Origin of the sequence: Blautia sp. MSK17_66 (assembly GCF_020538025.1) — a bacterium.
Taxonomy (GTDB): domain Bacteria; phylum Bacillota; class Clostridia; order Lachnospirales; family Lachnospiraceae; genus Blautia_A.
On record NZ_JAJBNQ010000019.1, the window covers coordinates 20254 to 40349 of the forward strand.

The 20096-nt window shown below is 45.5% G+C and carries 14 protein-coding genes and 1 pseudogene; all 15 read left to right on the plus strand.

All coding sequences use genetic code 11. The annotated features are described in order from the left end of the window. Window positions 1-252 precede the first annotated feature (252 nt). The 15 genes and pseudogenes from LIR34_RS11115 (at window position 253) to ftsY (ending at window position 20082) form a co-directional block, all read left to right on the plus strand. Window positions 253-780 (plus strand): YceD family protein, encoded by a 528-nt coding sequence (locus LIR34_RS11115; RefSeq protein ID WP_173902793.1) that lies wholly within the window; start codon window positions 253-255, stop codon window positions 778-780. A gap of 3 nt (window positions 781-783) precedes the next feature. After that, window positions 784-966: a 50S ribosomal protein L32 gene (rpmF, locus tag LIR34_RS11120; RefSeq protein ID WP_005425421.1), complete on the plus strand. Its 183-nt coding sequence runs from the start codon at window positions 784-786 to the stop codon at window positions 964-966. A gap of 77 nt (window positions 967-1043) precedes the next feature. Beyond that, window positions 1044-2465, plus strand: a complete 1422-nt coding sequence (locus LIR34_RS11125) for a hypothetical protein (RefSeq protein ID WP_173902792.1) — start codon at window positions 1044-1046, stop codon at window positions 2463-2465. A gap of 89 nt (window positions 2466-2554) precedes the next feature. Continuing rightward, on the plus strand, window positions 2555-3235 hold the full coding sequence (locus tag LIR34_RS11130; protein WP_173902791.1) for a hypothetical protein: 681 nt from the start codon (window positions 2555-2557) through the stop codon (window positions 3233-3235). A 2-nt stretch (window positions 3236-3237) separates the two neighbouring features. Then, the gene (locus tag LIR34_RS11135; protein WP_173902790.1) at window positions 3238-5574 is read left to right on the plus strand and encodes a serine/threonine protein kinase; all 2337 of its coding nucleotides are present in this window, start codon (window positions 3238-3240) and stop codon (window positions 5572-5574) included. 3 nt (window positions 5575-5577) lie between these two features. Then, window positions 5578-7278: pseudogene (locus LIR34_RS11140) on the plus strand (serine/threonine protein kinase). A 31-nt stretch (window positions 7279-7309) separates the two neighbouring features. Then, window positions 7310-8899, plus strand: a complete 1590-nt coding sequence (locus LIR34_RS11145; RefSeq protein WP_173902787.1) for a serine/threonine protein kinase — start codon at window positions 7310-7312, stop codon at window positions 8897-8899. Window positions 8900-8915: 16 nt separating this feature from the next. Next, window positions 8916-9413, plus strand: coding sequence for a VWA domain-containing protein (locus LIR34_RS11150; RefSeq protein WP_173902786.1), 498 nt, complete (start codon window positions 8916-8918; stop codon window positions 9411-9413). A gap of 15 nt (window positions 9414-9428) precedes the next feature. Then, window positions 9429-10313: a hypothetical protein gene (locus LIR34_RS11155; RefSeq protein WP_173902785.1), complete on the plus strand. Its 885-nt coding sequence runs from the start codon at window positions 9429-9431 to the stop codon at window positions 10311-10313. A 102-nt stretch (window positions 10314-10415) separates the two neighbouring features. Beyond that, a complete protein-coding gene (locus tag LIR34_RS11160) occupies window positions 10416-11762 on the plus strand; it encodes an MATE family efflux transporter (RefSeq protein ID WP_173902784.1) in 1347 nt (448 codons plus the stop codon). A gap of 9 nt (window positions 11763-11771) precedes the next feature. Next, window positions 11772-13607, plus strand: a complete 1836-nt coding sequence (locus tag LIR34_RS11165) for an ABC-F family ATP-binding cassette domain-containing protein (RefSeq protein ID WP_161286058.1) — start codon at window positions 11772-11774, stop codon at window positions 13605-13607. Between the two features lie 202 nt (window positions 13608-13809). Further along, window positions 13810-14868, plus strand: coding sequence for a phosphate acyltransferase PlsX (gene plsX, locus LIR34_RS11170; RefSeq protein WP_173902783.1), 1059 nt, complete (start codon window positions 13810-13812; stop codon window positions 14866-14868). A 2-nt stretch (window positions 14869-14870) separates the two neighbouring features. After that, on the plus strand, window positions 14871-15542 hold the full coding sequence (gene rnc, locus LIR34_RS11175; RefSeq protein ID WP_173902805.1) for a ribonuclease III: 672 nt from the start codon (window positions 14871-14873) through the stop codon (window positions 15540-15542). Window positions 15543-15555: 13 nt separating this feature from the next. Beyond that, window positions 15556-19116 carry a chromosome segregation protein SMC gene (gene smc / locus LIR34_RS11180; RefSeq protein ID WP_173902782.1) on the plus strand — a complete coding sequence of 1187 codons (3561 nt, stop codon included), beginning with the start codon at window positions 15556-15558 and terminating at the stop codon, window positions 19114-19116. A gap of 15 nt (window positions 19117-19131) precedes the next feature. Then, window positions 19132-20082, plus strand: coding sequence for a signal recognition particle-docking protein FtsY (ftsY, locus tag LIR34_RS11185; protein ID WP_173902781.1), 951 nt, complete (start codon window positions 19132-19134; stop codon window positions 20080-20082). Window positions 20083-20096: the final 14 nt, after the last annotated feature.

Consider the following 20096-nt stretch of genomic DNA (forward strand, 5'->3'; position numbering starts at 1 on the left):
TGTTTGTGCCTGTACGATAAGGCGTTTGAAGGATTGTGCGAGCAGTTTACTGCGGAACAATCCGTGTTAAAGAGAGGGAATTTACCGCTGAAGGCAGATTCCTTCTCTTTATCTGTAACTGTGAAGGTGCTGAACAGTTACCTTTATCTTAATAAAGAATATTTTTTTTCGAAAATACAATTTAATGAAAAATCAGATTGACAAACTATAGTCATCTATGTATAATTGATAAGGTGTGAGTAGGAGATAATTATGCAGATTCATTTATCAGATATTATAGAGAGTGAAGGAAAGGTCGTTCAGATCACTCCGGAACTTGAATTGGATAAAATTTCATTTCAGCTGGGAGAATATCAGCTTATAGACAAGACTCCGGTAAGTCTTACCATTGCCAATACAGGCAATAAGGTTCTGGAACTTACAGGAAACGGAAGTGTTACCGTGGGTATTCCCTGTGACCGCTGTCTGGAACAGGTGTTAGTTGAGATTCCATACAGTATTGAGCGTAAGCTGGATATGAAGCAGTCTGATGAAGACAGAGTAGAAGATCTGGATGAGAATGACTATCTCACGGGAACAGACCTGGATGTGGACCGGTTGGTCTATCTTGAGGTACTGATGAACTGGCCTTTGAAGGTTCTCTGCAGAGAGGACTGTAAGGGTATTTGCAGCCAGTGCGGTAAGAATCTGAATAACGGACCCTGCGGATGTGCAGAGGAGCCGAAGGATCCACGTATGGCGACCATCAGTGATATATTTAGTAAATTTAAGGAGGTGTAACCTATGTCCATATGTCCAAAGAACAAATCATCCAAAGCTAGACGTGATAAAAGACGTGCTAACTGGAAAATGAGTGCTCCGAACCTGGTAAAATGCAGCAAATGCGGCGCCCTGATGATGCCTCACAGAGTTTGCAAAGAGTGCGGAAGCTACAACAAGAAAGAAATCGTGAAAGTAGAAGACTAATCACAACAATAAGAAGCAGGATCCACAGGGGTTCTGCTTTTTTTGTATTAAAAAGCAAGGAGAAATGGAGGGCAGAGATGAAAAAGAGTGACATTTTTGAAAATCTTGTGATGAATTTTTCTATAGATACGGAGGAATTATCGAAGGCAGATGAAAAGAAACGGAAAGCAGTCCCGGCCAGGCTGGAGATTCTGGCAGAGGGTCTTGCTGCAAGATGGAGTCTTGAACAGATCAATCAGAAGCTGGAGGAGAATGAGTGCGAGAAGCTTTATGCAAGAAGCTTTTATGAAGCATGCCTGATTTATGCGTTTGAGCATCGGATGGACTACGAGGAATGGAAGGAGCTTTTTGCAGAAGGAAGAAAACTGTTCGAGAAATCCAAAAGAGACGAGAAGAGTTTTTTCAGGGGCGGAAAGATCACGTTGAAGGAACTCAAAGAATATATGGAGGCAGAATCTGTCTCCGAGGAACTGGAGACGATGTTTCTGACCAGATCCCTGGAGGAGAAAATTATAAAAAGTGATTCGGAAGAAGAATTCTTGTCTTTTGTGCAGGAAAATATCGAGAAATTTTCTTCTGTCAGAGAGCGTGCGAGATATTACTTCTGCAAATATCTTTACTTTTATATTCAGGATCGCTGTGACCGCTACTATGAAAGCTGCATAAAAGAAGAAAAACTGCGCAATCAGTATGGGAATGTGCGTGACAAAGAAGAGCGGGGAAGGGAAGAGAAATTTGCACTGGAGGAACTTGCCTTTCTGAAGCCTCTGACAAAGTTAAAAAGAGATGCCGACAAACAGAGAAACAATATGTCGCTGGAGGAAAAAAAGGAATATCTGGAGAATACAGCACTGACACCGGGCGGTATCTTTGATGAGTTTAATTATTTTTATTTTGGCTATGTCTCTGTGGACTGGATGGAGATCCTCTTTGAACTGTATGGAAATTTTGACCAGTGGCCGCAGAATATGAAGATCCGTGTGGCACATTCGCTGGGACTGTGCAGTCAGAATCCATCTTCGGAGGAATGGAAAACTGCTGCTGCAAAGCTTTTATTGATGGAAGAAGAGCAGAGAAAAAAAGAGGAGGAGAAGGATACCTGTGGAGGCAGAGAAGAGGGAGACCGTAAAAAAGCCTATCAGAGAGGACGCTCCGGAGAAGATTTTTTCCGTGAATTTATTACAGGAGGCAGGGATATCAACCGGGCGACACTGATAAGCTTTCTTCTGTTTGTCAGGATGAGAGTGCCACTGGATGATGAGAACAAGATCACAATGAACCGTCTGAACCGTGTTCTGATGAACTGTGGTTTTGCCGGACTGAAGCCGGATCAGGAATTTGACCGTTTTGTGATTCGATTTCTTCGTTCAACAGAGCCCTTGGATGTTCTGGAGGAAGAGGTGGAGAAGCAGGTGGTCCAGGGAAAGAATTTCTATCTTTACAAAGTATATCGCGATTCCTACTGTCACCAGAAAGAACTCCTGGATTATCTGGTATAAAAAACAAATTTGCCGGATGATCTTATATACTGTAATTAACAAACAAAACCGGTAACTATTCAACAGTATCAGGAGAGGGAGGAAAGACAATGAAAAATTTCAGAAGATTTTTTGTAAGAACAGTCTTAGGAATTATCGCAGGATTACTTTTGAGCACGGGAGGAACAGCCACTTTGGTACGGGCAGCTGGGATCAGCCATCAGAAAGCTGTTAAAATGTACAACAGCAAACTGCGCAGCTGGGGAAAAAGCGGAACCCGTTTCAATATCAACTATGATCTGAGAAGCCGTTCTGGATGGAAATATAATGACTGCGGAAAGAAGGTTTCCATGAGAAATGTCTATTATGATGATAACCTTCGTTATATTTTCAGAGATGTGACAGGTGACAAGATCCCGGAAGCATTTTTTTACAGTGAACGGGCAAATGTCATGGTGGTACTGACTATTTACAAAGGACGGGTACAGCCGGTTGCTGTTATGCGGACTTCTTACTTTGGACCACAGAAGCTTCTCTATAACAAAAAAGAGAAAACCTTTATTGTAAAGACAGTTATTAACGGAAGGAGTGTATCCAGAAATATCTTTAAGATCAGAGGATACAAGCTTTATATCAATCTTACCATGTCTGATTATGTCGGACAACGTCAGTCAAACGGCAAAATTAAGGTAAATTACTGGATTGATGGAAGATCTGTGTCAAAGAAAAGATATCAGAGCTACTACAAGGCATACTATCGTTATCAGGCAGCATATTCCTGGGGACCGTGAAAATGAAGGAAAAAAACAAAGATCAGAAACTAAGACCGTGTCACCTTCTGAAGAATCGTTATCTGACAGGAGACCTTCTTTGTGAAGGTGAGCACAGCAGAATTTACCGGGCTTATGATACGGCACTGGATCAGGAGGTTATACTTAAAGAATTTACAGGGGCAGATTCAGATACCGAATGTGCGGATACAGAGAGATTTATTGAGGAAGCCGGAAATTTTTTTGGAAAATATGAATATCGGGGAACTGCGGAGGTGACAGATGTCTTCTGCGGTGGAGAGCATGCATATATAGCAATGGAACATCTGCCAGGGCAGAATCTCAGACAATATCTGCATTCCCGGAAAAAAGGACAGTTTACCATAGAGGAGGCATGGGAACTGCTTTTCCCTGTTCTGGAGCTTCTCTCCTGGATGCACAGCATTGGGATCGTTCATGGCGGAATTACCATGGAGAGACTGCTCTTTGACGAAAACGGAACTCTTTGTCTGACAGGGATCGGAGACTGTTTCTTAAGAAGCCGGAAGCTGGAAGAGGCAGGCCCCTGGAGTGATGTGCACTCGGTGTCAGAGGTTCTCTATGAATGTCTGACAGGGAAATATCCGAGGCTGGCAGAACATTTCTGGAGGAAGGGCAGGGTAAGCCCGATCAGCCGCTGGGCCACGGTCAGCACCCGGGTAGATCATACACTCCGGCATGAAATCGAGGCAGATGCCGGCGAAGGCAGCTTCGGACTTTATGCACTGGCAGAACAGCTTGGTATGGAAAGTGAACCACTGGCCGTCTGCCTCGGAGCAGCACGGTCCGTCTGGGGCGAGAAATGGCTGGATCTGACAGAAAAAAAACAGAGAGAACCGGAAAAAAGAAGAGGAATGAATGCATTTATGACAAGAAAGCAGAGGAAAGTGACAGGAATTTTGTGTGGACTCATGCTTCTTGCCGGAGGCATTGTATTTGGCTATGTTCATACGCATGAACGGCAGATCCTGGAGTACCAGATTGATAGAGATCATATAAAATATCAGAAAGAACCTGTATTTCTTATGGCGGCAGAGACAAAAGAGGCGGAGGAAATCCTGAAGGCAGCTCAAAAAGAAGGAACTCTGGATGAGGGTTCCATTGCATCGGAGATGATCTATCATGTGGATCCCAAATTTCTGGAAGTCCGAAAACTGGCTGGAAATGAGGCACAGGGCTTTTTTATCCAGGATATCCATCTCAAAAAGCTTACAGAAGAAGTTCTGGGAATTTCCCTGAAGGAAAAAAGCAGCAGCAGAGAAAGCAGTGTTACAAGGTATGGAGAGCTGCTGACGTATCTGGAGATCCACAACCAGAAGAACGTGACTTATGCCTGTGCGGAGGAAGAAAAAAGGTTTGAGATTGTAAGCGACGGGCAGAGTGGAAGAGTAAATTCCTGTAAGGCTACACTCTCAGAGGATGAGATGAAAACATTTCTGAAAGAAATTTTACCGCAGATTGTTCCTGAAACGTATTTTACAGAACAGGAAATAGAGACAGTCTTTGCACTGGCAGAAGAGAGTATGTATGATTCAGTCAGATATGGAAGTTTTTATATGAGTCTGCAGAAAGATTACAGCTATACGGAAGAAGAACAAAAGTGTTGGAGTCTGGAACTTTCAAGCTATGCCTCAGAAGCAGAGGATGAAGAGCAGGCGGCAGGAAGTTATGCCAGAACCTCGGCACAATATCAGGATTTTATGGATTTTGTAGAGCAGAATGCGGTGAAAAGTGAGAAGGATGGACTTCAGACGGTCTACTGGCTTGAAGAAGAGGATGTCCGAGAGTGGAATCAGCCGTCAAACATATTGCTTCTGAAAAAAACGAGAAAAGATGTTATGAAGATCCTGGAAAGTCAGGACAGCACTTTTGAACTTACCTCAGAATCAGAGGTGTTTAAGGTGACAGATTCCGGAATGGGTGCCGTGAAAACACAGTTTTTGCGAGAACAGCTCTTTGAGGGTCCGAAAGGCGAAAAAATCAGAATACAGTATGATATTCTTTCAGAACGAATCTATAAGATCATTCTATTTTCGGAAGGAAATAAAAATAACTGGGACTGCAATCTGGCCGCAGAGCTTACGACAGCTTTTTCAGAAGACTGCAATGTGTCGGCACAGATGATTGCAGAAGATATCTCCAAAAAACTGTCAGGTCTTCAGGGCTTATCCATACAGGGGTATAGCTTTACAGATCTTGACGGATTGATCCTGACGGATGAGGACAATGCAGCACAGTTTGTGATTTTAAGAGGCACTTTCTGGGTGAGCAGAAATTATATGTTGTCAGAAACCTGCCGGTCGCAAAATGGAGAAAACTGATATATGGAACAAAAATTAGAAAGTCGTTATCTGATCCGGGAGCAGATCGGGCAGGGAGCTTTTGGAGTGATCTATCATGCACTGGATGAGAAAAATCATCGGGAGATTGCGATAAAAGTCTGGAAGGCCGGAAGTGAGACGGAAATTTTTTCCCACGACAACAGCCCTTTTCTGAGAGAAGAGAGGATCTCCGGAGTAGTAAAGATTTATGATTATTTCGAAAAAGCCGGAATGAACTTTCTGGTCATGGAATATCTGCCAGGAGGAACACTGAAGCAGAAGCTGGAAATGCTCCGAAAACAAAGTTCTCAAAGGTAGCTTCTGGAGCTGTTTCGCCCCGTGCTGGAAGGTCTGGCTTTTCTGCACAGCGAAGGTCTGGTTCACTGTGATCTGAGTCCGGATAATCTGATGTTTGACGAAGCAGGAAACCTGAAGCTGATCGATCTGGGTGCCTGTCGGGGCAAAGAGATCATCTGCGATAAGAAATTTATGAAGGAAGCGTACAGTGCCCCGGAACAGTATACGGCCCCGGACAGGATTGGACCGTGGACAGACGTTTATGGAATCTGTGCAGTTCTTTTTGAGACATTGACGGGAGAGAAACCAATATCGTCCGTACGGCGTATTCAAAAAGAGGAATTTAGACCGGTTTCTTTCTATACAAAAACAGACCGGCATATAGATCAGGCAATCTTTCAGGGACTGAATCTGGATATCCAGCAGAGATATTTCAGTATGGAACTTCTGCTTCATGCTCTGGGTTATGATACCGACAGTATAAGAATGCTGTCAGGAAGTACGCGGTATTTCTGGGGACAGAAATGGATCCAGATCAGTGGACTTGGAGTTGGCTATCATGTAGAAGGCCGAAAGCAGAACCGCCGTATCTTAAGACGGATAGGACTGGGAGCTTTGTGTACCGTTCTGGCAGCAGGAGGCTTTTGGGCAGGAGATCAGTGGCTGCAGAAACATTATCCCGTGCAGTATTTCGAGAGGAAAGCCAGGAAAGCAAAAGAGCAGGGGATTGCCAAAAATGATGAGAGGCTGATCTCCAGCCTGGATGAAGACTATGAAACCATCTTAAAAAGACTTGAAAAGTATGATCCAAAGATTGGAGAGGATCTTACAGAGGGAATGATTTCCTGCGAACTTACGGAGGAGGAACTGCTTGAGTGGAACATACCGGGAAACACGAGACGCAAAATGTATCTGGATAAGGCTTCGATTCAGAAAGTGCTGTTTTCCCAGATGGGACTGGACAGGATCAAAAATCAGATAAAAACCGAGAAGAACAGTCATCCGTCGGTTTACCGCAGGGTGGATGATTCCTATGAACTGCTCAGCAACCTGTCTTATTCAGAGGAAGCTTATCAGGTTACGACTCTGTCCGGAGATAGGGAAAATTATGAGATATTCTATGATCCGGTAGACCAGAGAGTGATCTGCCTGAGAGGTAGTACAACAGATCCACAGCGTTTCCGGACCTTTGTGGAAACGCTGTTCCCGGTCTGCTGTCCGGAAGCATATCTGACCTCGGAAGAGATTGAGGGTTTACAGAAACAGATGGAAGAATCGAAAGAAGGCAGATACATTCAGGTAAATCTCCACAGCTGGCTCAGCGTTATGGGGTCGGTCAATGAAAGTCAGGAAAACGTAGAATACAGTGCGGCGATCGCTGCATCCCATGATGGGATTCTTTACTGACAGGAAGGAATATAAAAAGTTGCAGACAAGAGTGATTGGAAACGGGCGTTATCATCTGGAAAAACGTCTGGGGCAGGGCGGCTTTGGAACTACCTGGCTGGCGGCTGACCAGGAAAACCAGCAAAAGGTCGTAGTAAAAGAGCTATGTCCTCCACAGGGCGAAAAAAGAGAAAAAGAAATCCGAAACTTCCTGCGGGAGGCAAGAGTGATGGCCTCTCTGCACGCGGTGAAAGAAATTGTAAAGGTTCTGAATTACTTTGAAGAACAGGGGAATGCCTATATTGTCATGGAATACCTGCGGGTAACCAGCCTGAGGCATTATCTGGAATGCCAGGAAGAACCTCTTTCTTTTGAGAAAGCGAGAGATATGCTCCTTCCGGTTATGGAGGGGCTGGAAAGGATGCACGGAAAACACATCCTGCACAGAGATCTGACACCGGACAACCTGATGCTCAGAGAGGATGGGAGTCTCTGCATTATAGATTTCGGTTCCGCACGAGAAATTACAGAGGATGACCACACAAAGACAGTTCTTTTTAAAGAGGGATATGCACCGCCGGAACAATATGAAAAACATGGAAAGCAGAAGGCATGGACAGATGTCTACAGTCTCTGTGCAGTGTGTTATGAGATGATCACAGGTGCAATTCCGGAAAGCTCTCTGTCAAGAAAAGAGAAGGATACCCTGTATCCACCCTCCATGTATGGCGCGGAGATTACGCTGGAGCAGGAAAAAGTACTGCTTAAAGGAATGGCACTGGATTACCGCGAACGCTATTCATCTGTCAGAGAATTAAGAGAGGCTTTTCTTGGAAAAGATGAACAGGAATCTCCAGAAGCAGAAAAAAAGAAGGGACAGGCCTTCAGAAAATTTGTACCACTGCTGTTGGGCACAGTAATTGTGGGAGTTGCTGGAACGGGAATTCTGTGGGCAGGAAGAACGGAACCGAAAGTGCAGTATGCTGGAAATTTTTACAGAGGATCCAGGGAAGCACAGGAACTTCTTACGCTGGCCAGGACAAAGGCAGTCTCTTCTGAAACATCAGAGGATGGAACAGACAGTATTTTTCATCTGTCAGAAGAAACGGTCAGAGCATACGGACTTCCCTGTAACCGCTTTCGTTTTTTCAGAACAGGAGAGGAACTGGATGCTTATCTGACGCAGCAGAAGCTTTCGTACACAAAACAGGAAACGGAAACGGACTGTACGGTAACGGTTGGCGAATATGATCTGATAGAAACGGATTTTCACAAAATAACAAAATACCAGGTGGCAGATACCTGTACCCTTATGGTGGAAGAAGATCTGAATAATGGAGATATCCTGGATTTCTATATGAAATGTCAGAGAGATCAGGGGACTGAGCCAGGAGAGATGGCAGCGGAATTTCTGCTTTTTCTTACAGACGCAGAGGATCCGGAGAAAAAAACAGCCAGAGACCTTATAGCAGATGACAAAGAGATCATGCAACAGGGAAAAGACGACGGCATGATCTATATGTATCAGTGGGAAGAGGGGATGCTGATCTTTAAAGAAAGCCAGAAAGACAGCCTGACTGTTCGGATCATTCCACGAAAGCTGCTGGAAATGTCGCAGGAAAAAGCATACTGGCCGGATTAGACAGGGAAGGGATTTTGTGTATAACAGAGAGGGAGAGCAGATGGAAAAAGAAGAATATAAAAAGATATCAGAAGTGATCTATATCATTGACCGCAGCAGATCTATGTATGGAAAGGAAAAAGAAATCACAGAAAGCTTTAACAGATGGCTTGCACAGCAGAAACAAATGAAAAAAGAGGCATTGGTGACACTGGCTCTGTGCAATGAAGAATGTGAACTGCTTTATTGCAGGATGCCGCTGAAATATGTGAAGCCACTGGATACCTTTGCTTACTATACAAAAGGCTACAGTGCCTATCTGGACAGTGCAGAAGAAGTTTTGGATCTGCTGTCAAAGCTCATGCCGCAAGAGGAGAAATCCCGGCAGGATGTCAGTCTGTACCTGATCACAGACGGGCTGGATAATGTAAGCTCTGAGGAAGAGAGAGAAAGATTCAAAGAAAAGATACAGAGACTGAAGGAAAGAGGCTGGAAGATAGCTCTTTGGGATCACAGACGACAGAATTACAACTAAAAGGAGATTGGATTTATGCGAAAAATAAGCTTTAAAGCCACAGGTGCAGCGATGATTGCGGCAGTGACACTTACAGGAATGACAGCAGTTCCGTGTTATGCGGGATTTACACTTCCATTTATCGGAGGGAACAGCAACTCTGCAGTGGAAGATCCGGAACTGGATTCCATGTTTGGAAGAAGTCTGAAAGAAATGATAGAAAAATTTGACGGGATGTCCGAGCCTTACTGGAATATGGGAATGACAAGCTCTTCCAACGGTCAGGTAACCCTGTTCAGTGCGGATTCCAGTGATGCCCAGGATGGTATTACACAGATCCAGCTGACCGGAAGCGGAAACCCGTACTGGCTGATGGGAGTAGATACCGGAATGACATACAGTGAGGCAGGAAATGAACTGGCCGGCAAAGGATTCTATTGTATGCCGTCAAGACCGGTTTATTATGACAGAAACGGAAACTATGTGGCATTAAGCGGAGAAGATAACGATCTGACAGTTACAATGTCCCATATAACACTTGGTTCCCACACGGATAAAACAGAGGTATCTCAGTATATGGGAGAGAATCTGCGCCAGCTCTTCTATGAGGGATTTGACGTGGGAGCGAGAACAGAGGGAGAGGATACGGTTGTGGAGGATGGACAGGTTATGTTCTATGCCAGAGGGCAGGCAGATGATCTTGGAAGTCTGAATGTATCCAAAATCGTAATAAAAGGAATCGGCAACAACTGCTGTCTGTACGGATATCAGCCGGGTGACAGTTGGGATAACATGTATCCAGGTATGCAGGAGGGTGGTTCCGGTGAGTGGATCGACCCGTCCAGAAATGTTCTCTCGATGTATGCTTCTACAGATTCTGCCGATCCGCAGATCGTCCTTTATGATCCTTCTCAGTGGTAGGAAACCCCATAAAAATACGTTGCTTTTCCTATTTCTCTCTGCTATACTGAAACGATGAGGATGAGATTATCTTAAAAGAGGGAGAAACGGGGGAAACAGATAATGGATGAGAGGAATCAGATTACAGAGGGTGTGATCTGGAAACAGCTTCTGATCTTCTTTTTTCCGATCATGATCGGAACATTTTTTCAGCAGATATATAACACGGCCGACAGCATTGTTGTCGGTCGTTTTGTAGGTAAGGAGGCTTTAGCAGCTGTCGGAGGTTCGGTCAATCAGATCGTCAATTTGGTAGTGGAGGTCTTTGTCGGACTGACTTCCGGTGCGTCTGTGATCGCAGCACAGTTTTATGGTGCGAAAGACAGGAAAAATCTTAATAAGACGCTGCATACTTCCTATGCGTTTGGTATTACGACCGGATGCATTGTGGGAGTTCTCGGCTTTTTTCTCACGGATACGGTTCTTACGCTTATGAAGACCCCGCAGGAACTGATGGCGGATTCCAGGATATATCTTCATATTTATTTCTGTGGAATGGTCTTTAACATCATTTACAATATGGGAGCATCCATCTTACGTGCAGTGGGCGATTCTAAAAGACCATTGTATGTTCTGATGGTCACCTGTGGGCTGAATATAGTCCTTGATATTGTACTTGTAGTTGTCTGTCGCCTGGGAGTTATGGGCGTTGCACTCGCGACTGTGAGCTGTCAGGGAATCAGTTCAGCGCTGGTAACGGTTCTTCTTATGAAAGAAAACCCGCTGTTTCAGCTTAAGCTTCGGGAAATCCGCTTTTATGGAGTTTCGCTTAAATCTGTTCTTCGGATCGGCATTCCGGCGGCACTGGAGGCTACTATGTATACCATTGCAAACCTGATCATCCAGGTATTTGTAAATGAACTGGGAACGGATACGGTTGCGGCATGGGGAACCTTTGCAAAGATTGATGCGGTCTACTGGATGGTCGTGAATGCCTTTGCAATTTCTATAACAACCTTTGTCGGTCAGAACTATGGGGCAGGAAAGGTGAAGAGAATGCGAAAAAGCGTGGGGATCTGCCTTGGAATGGCCTATGCGGGCGCTTTCCTTGTAAGCGGAGTCCTGTATGCACTGGCTGCTCCGCTTTACAGACTGTTTACGACAGATGCAAAGGTCGTGCAGATCGGTGTTGACATGATGCATTTCCTTCTGCCGTCGTACTTTTTGTACGTGGCGATCGGAATTCTTTCCGGTGCACTCAGAGGGGCGGGAAGAGTCCTGGTCCCGATGCTGCTTACCTGCGGCGGAGTTTGCTTTTTCCGTATTGTGTGGATGTTTGGTGTATTTCCGGGATATCCGGGAATTAATACAATTATGCTGAGTTATCCGGTATCATGGGGAATCACAGCAGTATTGTTTATTATTTATTATATCAGAAGATTTCCAAAAGTAAAAAGAATACAGGAGTGATGGACAGGGATGAATGTTTTAAATCTGGAGCATATCAGTAAAGTTTATGGAGATAAGGTGATCTTTGATGATATTTCCTGCGGGATACATCAGGGAGACAAAATAGGAATTATCGGTATCAATGGAACAGGCAAAACAACCTTTCTTAAAATCCTTGCGGGACTGGAGGAAGCGGATGAAGGTCAGGTGATCACACAGAACGGGCTTCGCATTACTTATCTTCCGCAGCATCCGGAATTTCCCAAAGACGCAACGATTCTTTCCTATGTGACACAGGGACAGAAGGATCAGAACTGGAATCCGGAGACAGAGGCGCATATGATCCTCAACAGACTGGGGATCGAGGATCATGAAGAAGAGATTGAACATCTTTCCGGCGGACAGAAAAAACGTGTGGCACTGGCAGCAGTCCTGGCAAACCCGACAGATGTTCTGATTCTGGATGAGCCGACGAACCATCTGGATAATGAGATGGCTGCATGGCTGGAGGATTATCTCAACCGTTTTAAGGGGGTTGTGATCATGGTAACACATGACAGATATTTCCTTGACCGTGTGACAAACAAGATCCTGGAGATCAGCCATGGAAAGCTTTACAGCTATGAGGCAAAATATTCCGACTTTCTGGAAATGAAAGCCCAGAGAGAAGAGATGGAGATGGCTTCTGAACGAAAGAAGCAGAGCATTCTCCGCATGGAGATTGAGTGGGCAAAACGTGGCTGCCGTGCAAGAAGTACGAAACAGAGAGCCCGTCTTGAACGTCTGGAGGAAATGAAAAATTCTACCGCTCCGGTGCGTGACAAGAGTGTGGAGATTGATTCCGTAGAAACACGAATGGGCAAAAAGACGATTGAACTCCATCATATTTCCAAGAGCTTTGGTGACAGAGTCTGCATCCGGGATTTTGACTATATTGTACTGAAAAACCAGCGCCTTGGAATCATCGGGCCAAATGGCTGCGGAAAGTCTACGCTTCTCAAGATCATAGCCGGCGTGATCGAGCCGGACAGCGGAGAAGTGGAAATCGGAGATACCATCAAACTGGGATATTTTTCTCAGGAGATCGAAGATATGAATAGCAGTCAGAGAGTGATCGATTATATCAAGGATGTGGCTGAGTTTATTCCGACCAGGGACGGGCTCATCAGTGCATCCAAGCTTCTGGAGCAGTTCCTTTTTGATCCGGCCATGCAGTATGCACCGATCGAGAAACTCTCCGGTGGAGAGAAGAAGAGACTGTACCTTCTCAAAGTACTGGCAGCAGCGCCGAACGTTCTTCTCCTGGATGAGATCACAAACGACATTGATATTCCGACCCTCACGATCCTGGAAGATTATCTGGCTTCCTTTGCAGGAATCGTGATCGCAGTATCTCATGACCGTTATTTCCTTGATAATCTGGTGGACCGTATCTTTGAATTTGACCGTGAAGGCAATCTTACGCAGTACGAAGGCGGCTACACTGATTACCTTGAGGCAAAGAAACGCAGAGAGGGAATTGAGACAGGTGACGCTGTGTCCTTTAAAGCAGACGGAAAAGATGAGGAAACACCGAAGACAGAAAAGGATTCCGTAAAAACATGGAAGCAGAACCGTCCGACAAAACTCAAATTCAGTTACAAAGAGCAGAGAGAATTTGAGACGATCGACGATGATATTGCGGCACTGGAGGCACGCATCGAGAAGCTGGATGCAGAGATCATGGCGAATGCGACAAATTCCGGCAAGCTGAATGAGCTTACACAGCAAAAAACAGAGGCAGAGGCACAGCTGGAGGAAAAAATGGATCGCTGGATGTATCTGAACGATCTCGCAGAACAGATCGAAGCTCAGAATAATAACTGATACAGGATGTTTCTTTCTATATGCGGTACAGAAAAGAATCCGTGATTTATCCGGTTTTTATTGATTTTAGGTGAATTCTTTAGTAAGATAAAGTGTGATTGTTTTATCATATTCAGAACAGAGAGATGATAGCCGTTTCGCAGACAGAGTTACAGATATAAGGAATGGTTATAATTTGATATAAAAAGCAGGAGGAAAAATAATGGCAGAATTAGTAAAAGTTGTTGTAGATGCCATGGGCGGCGATTATGCACCGGTGGAACCTGTAAAAGCAGCTGTGGAAGCAGTAAAAGAAAGAGATGATATTCAGGTGATCCTAACGGGTATAGAAGATGTGGTCCGCAGGGAGCTTGATAAATATCAGGATTATCCGAAGGACAGGATTCAGGTGGTAAATGCCACAGAGGTGATCGAGACGGCGGAGCCTCCTGTACTTTCCATCCGAAAGAAAAAAGACTCTTCCATAGTAGTAGGTCTTAAGATGGTGAAAGAAAAGAAAGCAGATGCATTTGTTTCCTCAGGAAGTACAGGAGCTGTCCTTGTCGGCGGTCAGGTACTGGTAGGAAGAAGCAAAGGTGTAGAGCGTCCGCCGCTTGCACCGTTGATCCCGACGGCGAAGGGAGTTTCTCTTCTGATTGACTGTGGAGCCAATGTAGATGCGAGACCATCCCATCTGGTACAGTTTGCCAAAATGGGATCCATTTATATGGAAAATGTAGTCGGAGTCAAAAACCCGCGTGTAGCGATCGTAAATAACGGAGCAGAGGAAGAGAAGGGAAATGCCCTGGTCAAAGAGACTTTCCCGCTTCTCAAAGAAGTGGAAGGAATCAATTTTATCGGAAGCATCGAGGCGAGAGACATCCCGGCAGGCTATGCAGACGTCATTGTCTGTGAGGCTTTTGTAGGAAATGTCATCCTCAAGCTCTATGAGGGGGTCAGCTCTGAGCTGATAGGTAAGATCAAGGAAGGCATGATGAGTACCTTAAAGAGCAAGATCGGAGCTCTTCTTGTGAAGCCGGCACTGAAGCAGACACTCAAGAGTTTTGATGCAACAGAGTATGGCGGTGCCCCTCTTCTGGGACTCAAAGGACTTGTTGTCAAGACACACGGAAGTGCGAAGGCTGTTGAGATCCGCAATGCGATCTTCCAGTGTGTACAGTTTAAACAGCAGAAAATAAATGAAAAAATTGCCGAGCGTATTCTTCCGCCTCACTATGAAGCACCAGAAACACCGGCAGTACAAAAAGAAGGACAGAACTAATGATGGAAGAATTAGAACAGATCATAGGATATACTTTTCAGAACAGGAAACTTTTGAAACAGGCACTGACCCACAGTTCCTATGCAAATGAGAAGAAACTTGGAAAGCTGGGCTGCAATGAGCGCCTGGAATTTCTGGGAGATGCGGTACTGGAGCTTGTCAGCAGTGATTTTCTGTATGCACGCTTTCCACAGATACCGGAGGGAGAACTGACCAAAAAGAGAGCCAGTCTTGTCTGCGAACCAAGCCTTGCCTACTGTGCAAGACAGTTCGGACTTCCGAAATTTCTTCTTCTTGGACGCGGAGAGAATATGACAGGAGGAAGAAACAGAGATTCGATCATATCGGATGCGACGGAAGCACTGCTTGGTGCCATCTATCTGGATGGAGGATTTGAGCCTGCGAGAGCTTTTGTCCTGCGTTTCATCCTGAATGATATTGAACGCAAACAGCTCTTTTATGACAGCAAGACCATTTTTCAGGAGATTGTTCAGGAAAAGGGACTTCAGCCTGTTGAATATGTTCTCACAGAGGAGAAGGGTCCGGATCATGACAAACAGTTTACCGTAGAGGTAAGAGTAAATGGAGAAGTGTTTGGATGTGGTACCGGTCACACCAAAAAGGCCGCTGAACAGGCAGCCGCCTATCAGGCGATCCAGGAGAAAAAGATATAATTGCAGGTGAGTTATGTATTTAAAAAATATTGAAGTATATGGCTTCAAATCTTTTGCCCAGAAGATCAATTTTGAATTCCACAATGGAATCACCGGGATTGTAGGACCGAACGGAAGTGGCAAGAGCAACGTCGGTGATGCAGTCCGCTGGGTTCTTGGTGAACAGAGTGCGAAGCAGCTTCGAGGCGGCAACATGCAGGATGTCATTTTTTCCGGTACAGAATCAAGAAAGCCTCTGAGCTTTGCGTCAGTGGCGATCACTCTGGACAACAGCGACCATAAACTTCCGGTGGATTATAATGAGGTGACGGTCGCAAGGCGGCTGTACCGCTCCGGTGAGAGTGAATATCTGATCAATGGAAGCAGCTGCCGTCTCAAGGATATTCAGGAGATGTTTTATGATACCGGTATCGGCAAGGAAGGATATTCCATCATCGGTCAGGGGCAGATCGACAAGATCTTAAGCGGAAAGCCTGAGGATCGCAGGGAGCTTTTTGACGAGGCAGCAGGAATTGTAAAGTTCAAACGAAGAAAAAACACAACGATCAAAAAGCTGGAGGAAGAACGTCAGAACCTTGTCCGCGTTACGGATATCTTAAGCGAACTGACCAAGCAGTTAGGACCACTGGAGAAGCAGTCCGAGACAGCGAGGATCTACCTTGCCAAAAGAGAAGAACTCAAAACACTGGATGTCAATCTTTTTCTTCTTGAGTATGAACAAAGTGGTCAGAACCTGGAAGAACTGGAGAATAAACTTCAGAATGCCCAGAGAGAACTGGATGAGGCACAAAAGGCCTATGACCGGACGAAGGCTGAGTATGAACGTCTGGAACAGGAGCTGGAGGAGTTAAACAGCCGGCTGGATGCACTTAAGGAAGAACAGCAGCAGAATGCACTTAAGAAACAGCAGATGGAAGGCCAGAAGCAGGTCATGGAAGAACAGATCCTGGCAGGGAAACAGAGCAGTGAGCATTTTAAGGCCCGTCTGGCTGTACTTAGAGAGGATCTTGCACACCGCCGGGAAGAAAAGGAAAAGCTGACCGAGGAGAAGCTGACACTTCAGGAAAAATTAAGAGAAATCCAGAGAAACTTAAGAGAAGAAGAGAAGCAGCTTGAGAATATCGTTTTTAATGTAGAGGAATGTACCGGCGCTGTGGAGGATGGCAAGAACGAGATCATTGAGATCCTTAACAGCCGTGCTACTACCAAGGGTAAAGCACAGCGTTTTGATGCGATGATCGAACAGCTTGATATCCGAAAGGCAGAGATCAGTCAGAGGATTCTCCGTCTCAAGAGCGAGGAGGAGGTTCTCGGAAATGACCGCAGCAGATATCAGAAAGCCTATGATGAGATCACACAGGATATTCAGAAAGCCAACGAAGAATGCAGCCGCCTGAATGAAGAAATGCAGAAGCTTCAGGCGAGGCTGCAGCAGCAGAGCAAAACGATAGAGGAAGGTCAGACTGCCTATCACAGAGAAGCTTCCAGACTGGAATCGCTGCGTAATATCACAGAACGCTATGATGGCTATGGCAACAGTATACGAAGAGTTATGGAGCAGAAAGCAAAAGAACCGGGGATTCGTGGTGTTGTAGCAGATATCATTCATGTGCAGAAGGATTATGAGATTGCAATCGAAACTGCGCTGGGCGGAAGCATCCAGAATATTGTCACAGACAATGAGCAGACAGCAAAGCGGATGATCAGTTTTCTTAAGCAGAACCGTTATGGACGTGCAACCTTCCTCCCTCTGTCAAATATCAGCGGAAGAGGCGGCTTTACACAGAGAGAGGCATTGAAGGAACCGGGAGTGATCGGAACCGCGGATACCCTGGTTAAGGCAGATGCCGAGTACAGTGATCTGGTACAATATCTTCTTGGCCGTGTTCTTGTGGTGGACCACATTGATCATGCGATTGCGATCGGAAAGAAATACCGGCACAGTCTCAGGATGGTAACCATCGAGGGTGAATCCTTAAGCCCCGGAGGCTCCATGACCGGTGGTGCCTTCCGGAACAACAGCAATCTTCTCGGCCGCCGTCGTGAGATTGAAGAACTGGAAAAAAATGTCGCACTTCGTAAGCAGGAATTAGAGGCTGCACAGCAGTCCGTTCTTGCAGACCGGGAGCAGCGAAATAAATTCCGTGACAGGATAAGTGAGCTTCAGCAGAGATTACGTCAACAGTATGTGGAACAGAATACTGCAAAGCTGAATCTGGAACAGCTTCAGAAGAAAGAGGAGGAGATCCAAAAAACCTATCGTCAGATTGACCGTGATCAGGATGAACTGAGACGGCAGGCACTGGAGATCCGTGAAGATCACCAGAATATTGCAAAAGAACTCGAGGCTTCCCAGAAGGATGAAAAAGAACTGGAAACCTTCATTGAGACGAAGCAGAAAGAGCTGGATGAATGGAAAGAAGAAGAGACAGCCAGACAGAAGAAACTGGAACAGATTCGTCTGGACTGCGCTTCACTGGAGCAGCAGAAACACTTTCTTCAGGAGAACCTGAACCGTCTGGAAACAGAAATCCAGGCCTGTGAAACAGAAAGCGAAGAGCTGCTTACAGATATTTCGCAGAGCGGCGATGAGATCGTCAAGAAAGAAAACGGAATTCAGAACCTTCGAAGAGAGATGGAAGCGTGTGAAAAGAAAGACCAGGAGCTTTATACACTGAGAGAAACATGCGAGGCTGAAAAAGAAGAGCGTACCGGAAGTCATAAGGCGTTTTTTGAAAAAAGAGATCATCTTTCTGAAAAAACGACACTTCTGGACAAGGAATGCTTCCGCCTGCGCAGTCAGGCAGAAAAAGTCGAAGAACAGAGAGAAAGCCGTATTGCCTATATGTGGGAGGAATATGAGATCACTCCGAACAATGCACTTTCTTATAAGAAAGAAGAGTTGGATGACTTTCAGGAGATCAGAAAGGATGTCAGCCGCATCAAAGAAGAAATCCGCAGACTTGGTTCCGTCAATGTCAATGCGATTGAGGATTATAAGGAACTTCTGGAACGTCACACCTTTTTGACAACGCAGTATACGGATCTTGTCAAAGCAGAGAAAACGCTGGAAAATATCATCCAGGAACTGGACGAGGGGATGCGCAGACAGTTTACCGAGAAGTTCCGGGATATCCAGCATGAATTTGACAAAGCATTCAGAGAACTGTTCGGCGGAGGAAAGGGAACCCTGGAGCTTGCAGAGGGAGAAGATATCCTGGAAGCCGGTATCCGGATCATCTCACAGCCGCCGGGCAAGAAACTTCAGAACATGATGCAGCTTTCCGGTGGAGAGAAGGCTCTGACAGCAATCGCACTTCTGTTTGCGATCCAGAACCTGAAACCGTCACCATTCTGTCTTCTGGACGAGATTGAGGCGGCACTGGATGACTCGAATGTTGGACGGTTCGCATCTTATCTTCAGAAGTTGACGAAGAATACACAATTTATTATAATAACACATAGACGCGGTACCATGAATGCCGCAGACAGGTTATATGGCATCACCATGCAGGAGAAGGGTGTTTCTACCCTGGTTTCTGTTGATCTGGTGGAGAGCCAGTTAACCAAATAACGAGGAGGAATGAGAATGGCAGAAGAAAAAAAGGGATTTTTTAAACGTCTGGTCAGTGGTCTTACCAAAACAAGAGATAATATCGTTGCCGGATTTGATTCCATTTTCAGTGGTTATTCCAGCATCGATGATGATTTCTATGAAGAACTGGAAGAAATCCTCATCATGGGAGATATTGGAATCAATGCGACATCAGCGATCATAGAGAATCTTAAGAAACAGGTTGCAGAAAAGCACATCAAGAACCCGGCTGAGTGCAAACAGCTTCTGATTGAAGAGATCAAGGAGCAGATGCGGGTAGACAGTACAGAGTATGCATTTGAAAATCAGAAATCCGTAATCCTTGTGATCGGTGTCAACGGAGTAGGAAAGACTACTTCCGTCGGTAAGCTTGCCGGTAAACTCAAGGATCAGGGAAAGAAAGTTATCCTTGCAGCAGCGGATACCTTCCGTGCAGCAGCAGGTGAGCAGCTTGCACAGTGGGCAAACCGTGCCGGTGTGGATCTTATCGGAGGACAGGCAGGGGCTGACCCGGCATCCATCGTATATGATGCAGTGGCGGCAGCCAAGGCAAGAAATGCAGATGTCCTGCTCTGTGATACCGCAGGACGACTTCACAATAAGAAGAATCTTATGGAAGAACTTCGTAAGATATATCGGATCCTTGAAAGAGAATATCCGGAGGCATATCTGGAAACACTGGTCGTTCTTGACGGAACAACCGGTCAGAATGCACTGGCACAGGCGAAGCAGTTCGCGGAGGTTGTCAACGTAAACGGAATTATCCTCACCAAACTGGACGGTACTGCAAAGGGTGGTATTGCAGTGGCTATTCAGTCCGAACTTGACATTCCGGTCAAATACATCGGCGTTGGAGAGCAGATCGATGACCTGCAGAAGTTTGATGCAGATGCGTTTGTCAATGCCCTGTTTGATGTAGATGAGAAGGACCTGAAGACGGAATAACCGGACAAAAGACT

Excerpts from the sequence above, each read along its gene's own strand:
- LIR34_RS11165 (WP_161286058.1), top strand. The coding sequence starts at position 11,772 with ATGAATGTTTTAAATCTGGAGCATATCAGTAAAGTTTATGGAGATAAG.
- rpmF (WP_005425421.1), top strand. The coding sequence starts at position 784 with ATGTCCATATGTCCAAAGAACAAATCATCCAAAGCTAGACGTGATAAA.
- LIR34_RS11135 (WP_173902790.1), top strand. The coding sequence starts at position 3,238 with ATGAAGGAAAAAAACAAAGATCAGAAACTAAGACCGTGTCACCTTCTG.
- smc (WP_173902782.1), top strand. The coding sequence starts at position 15,556 with ATGTATTTAAAAAATATTGAAGTATATGGCTTCAAATCTTTTGCCCAG.
- LIR34_RS11130 (WP_173902791.1), top strand. The coding sequence starts at position 2,555 with ATGAAAAATTTCAGAAGATTTTTTGTAAGAACAGTCTTAGGAATTATC.
- ftsY (WP_173902781.1), top strand. The coding sequence starts at position 19,132 with ATGGCAGAAGAAAAAAAGGGATTTTTTAAACGTCTGGTCAGTGGTCTT.
- LIR34_RS11115 (WP_173902793.1), top strand. The coding sequence starts at position 253 with ATGCAGATTCATTTATCAGATATTATAGAGAGTGAAGGAAAGGTCGTT.
- plsX (WP_173902783.1), top strand. The coding sequence starts at position 13,810 with ATGGCAGAATTAGTAAAAGTTGTTGTAGATGCCATGGGCGGCGATTAT.
- LIR34_RS11160 (WP_173902784.1), top strand. The coding sequence starts at position 10,416 with ATGGATGAGAGGAATCAGATTACAGAGGGTGTGATCTGGAAACAGCTT.
- LIR34_RS11155 (WP_173902785.1), top strand. The coding sequence starts at position 9,429 with ATGCGAAAAATAAGCTTTAAAGCCACAGGTGCAGCGATGATTGCGGCA.
- LIR34_RS11125 (WP_173902792.1), top strand. The coding sequence starts at position 1,044 with ATGAAAAAGAGTGACATTTTTGAAAATCTTGTGATGAATTTTTCTATA.
- rnc (WP_173902805.1), top strand. The coding sequence starts at position 14,871 with ATGGAAGAATTAGAACAGATCATAGGATATACTTTTCAGAACAGGAAA.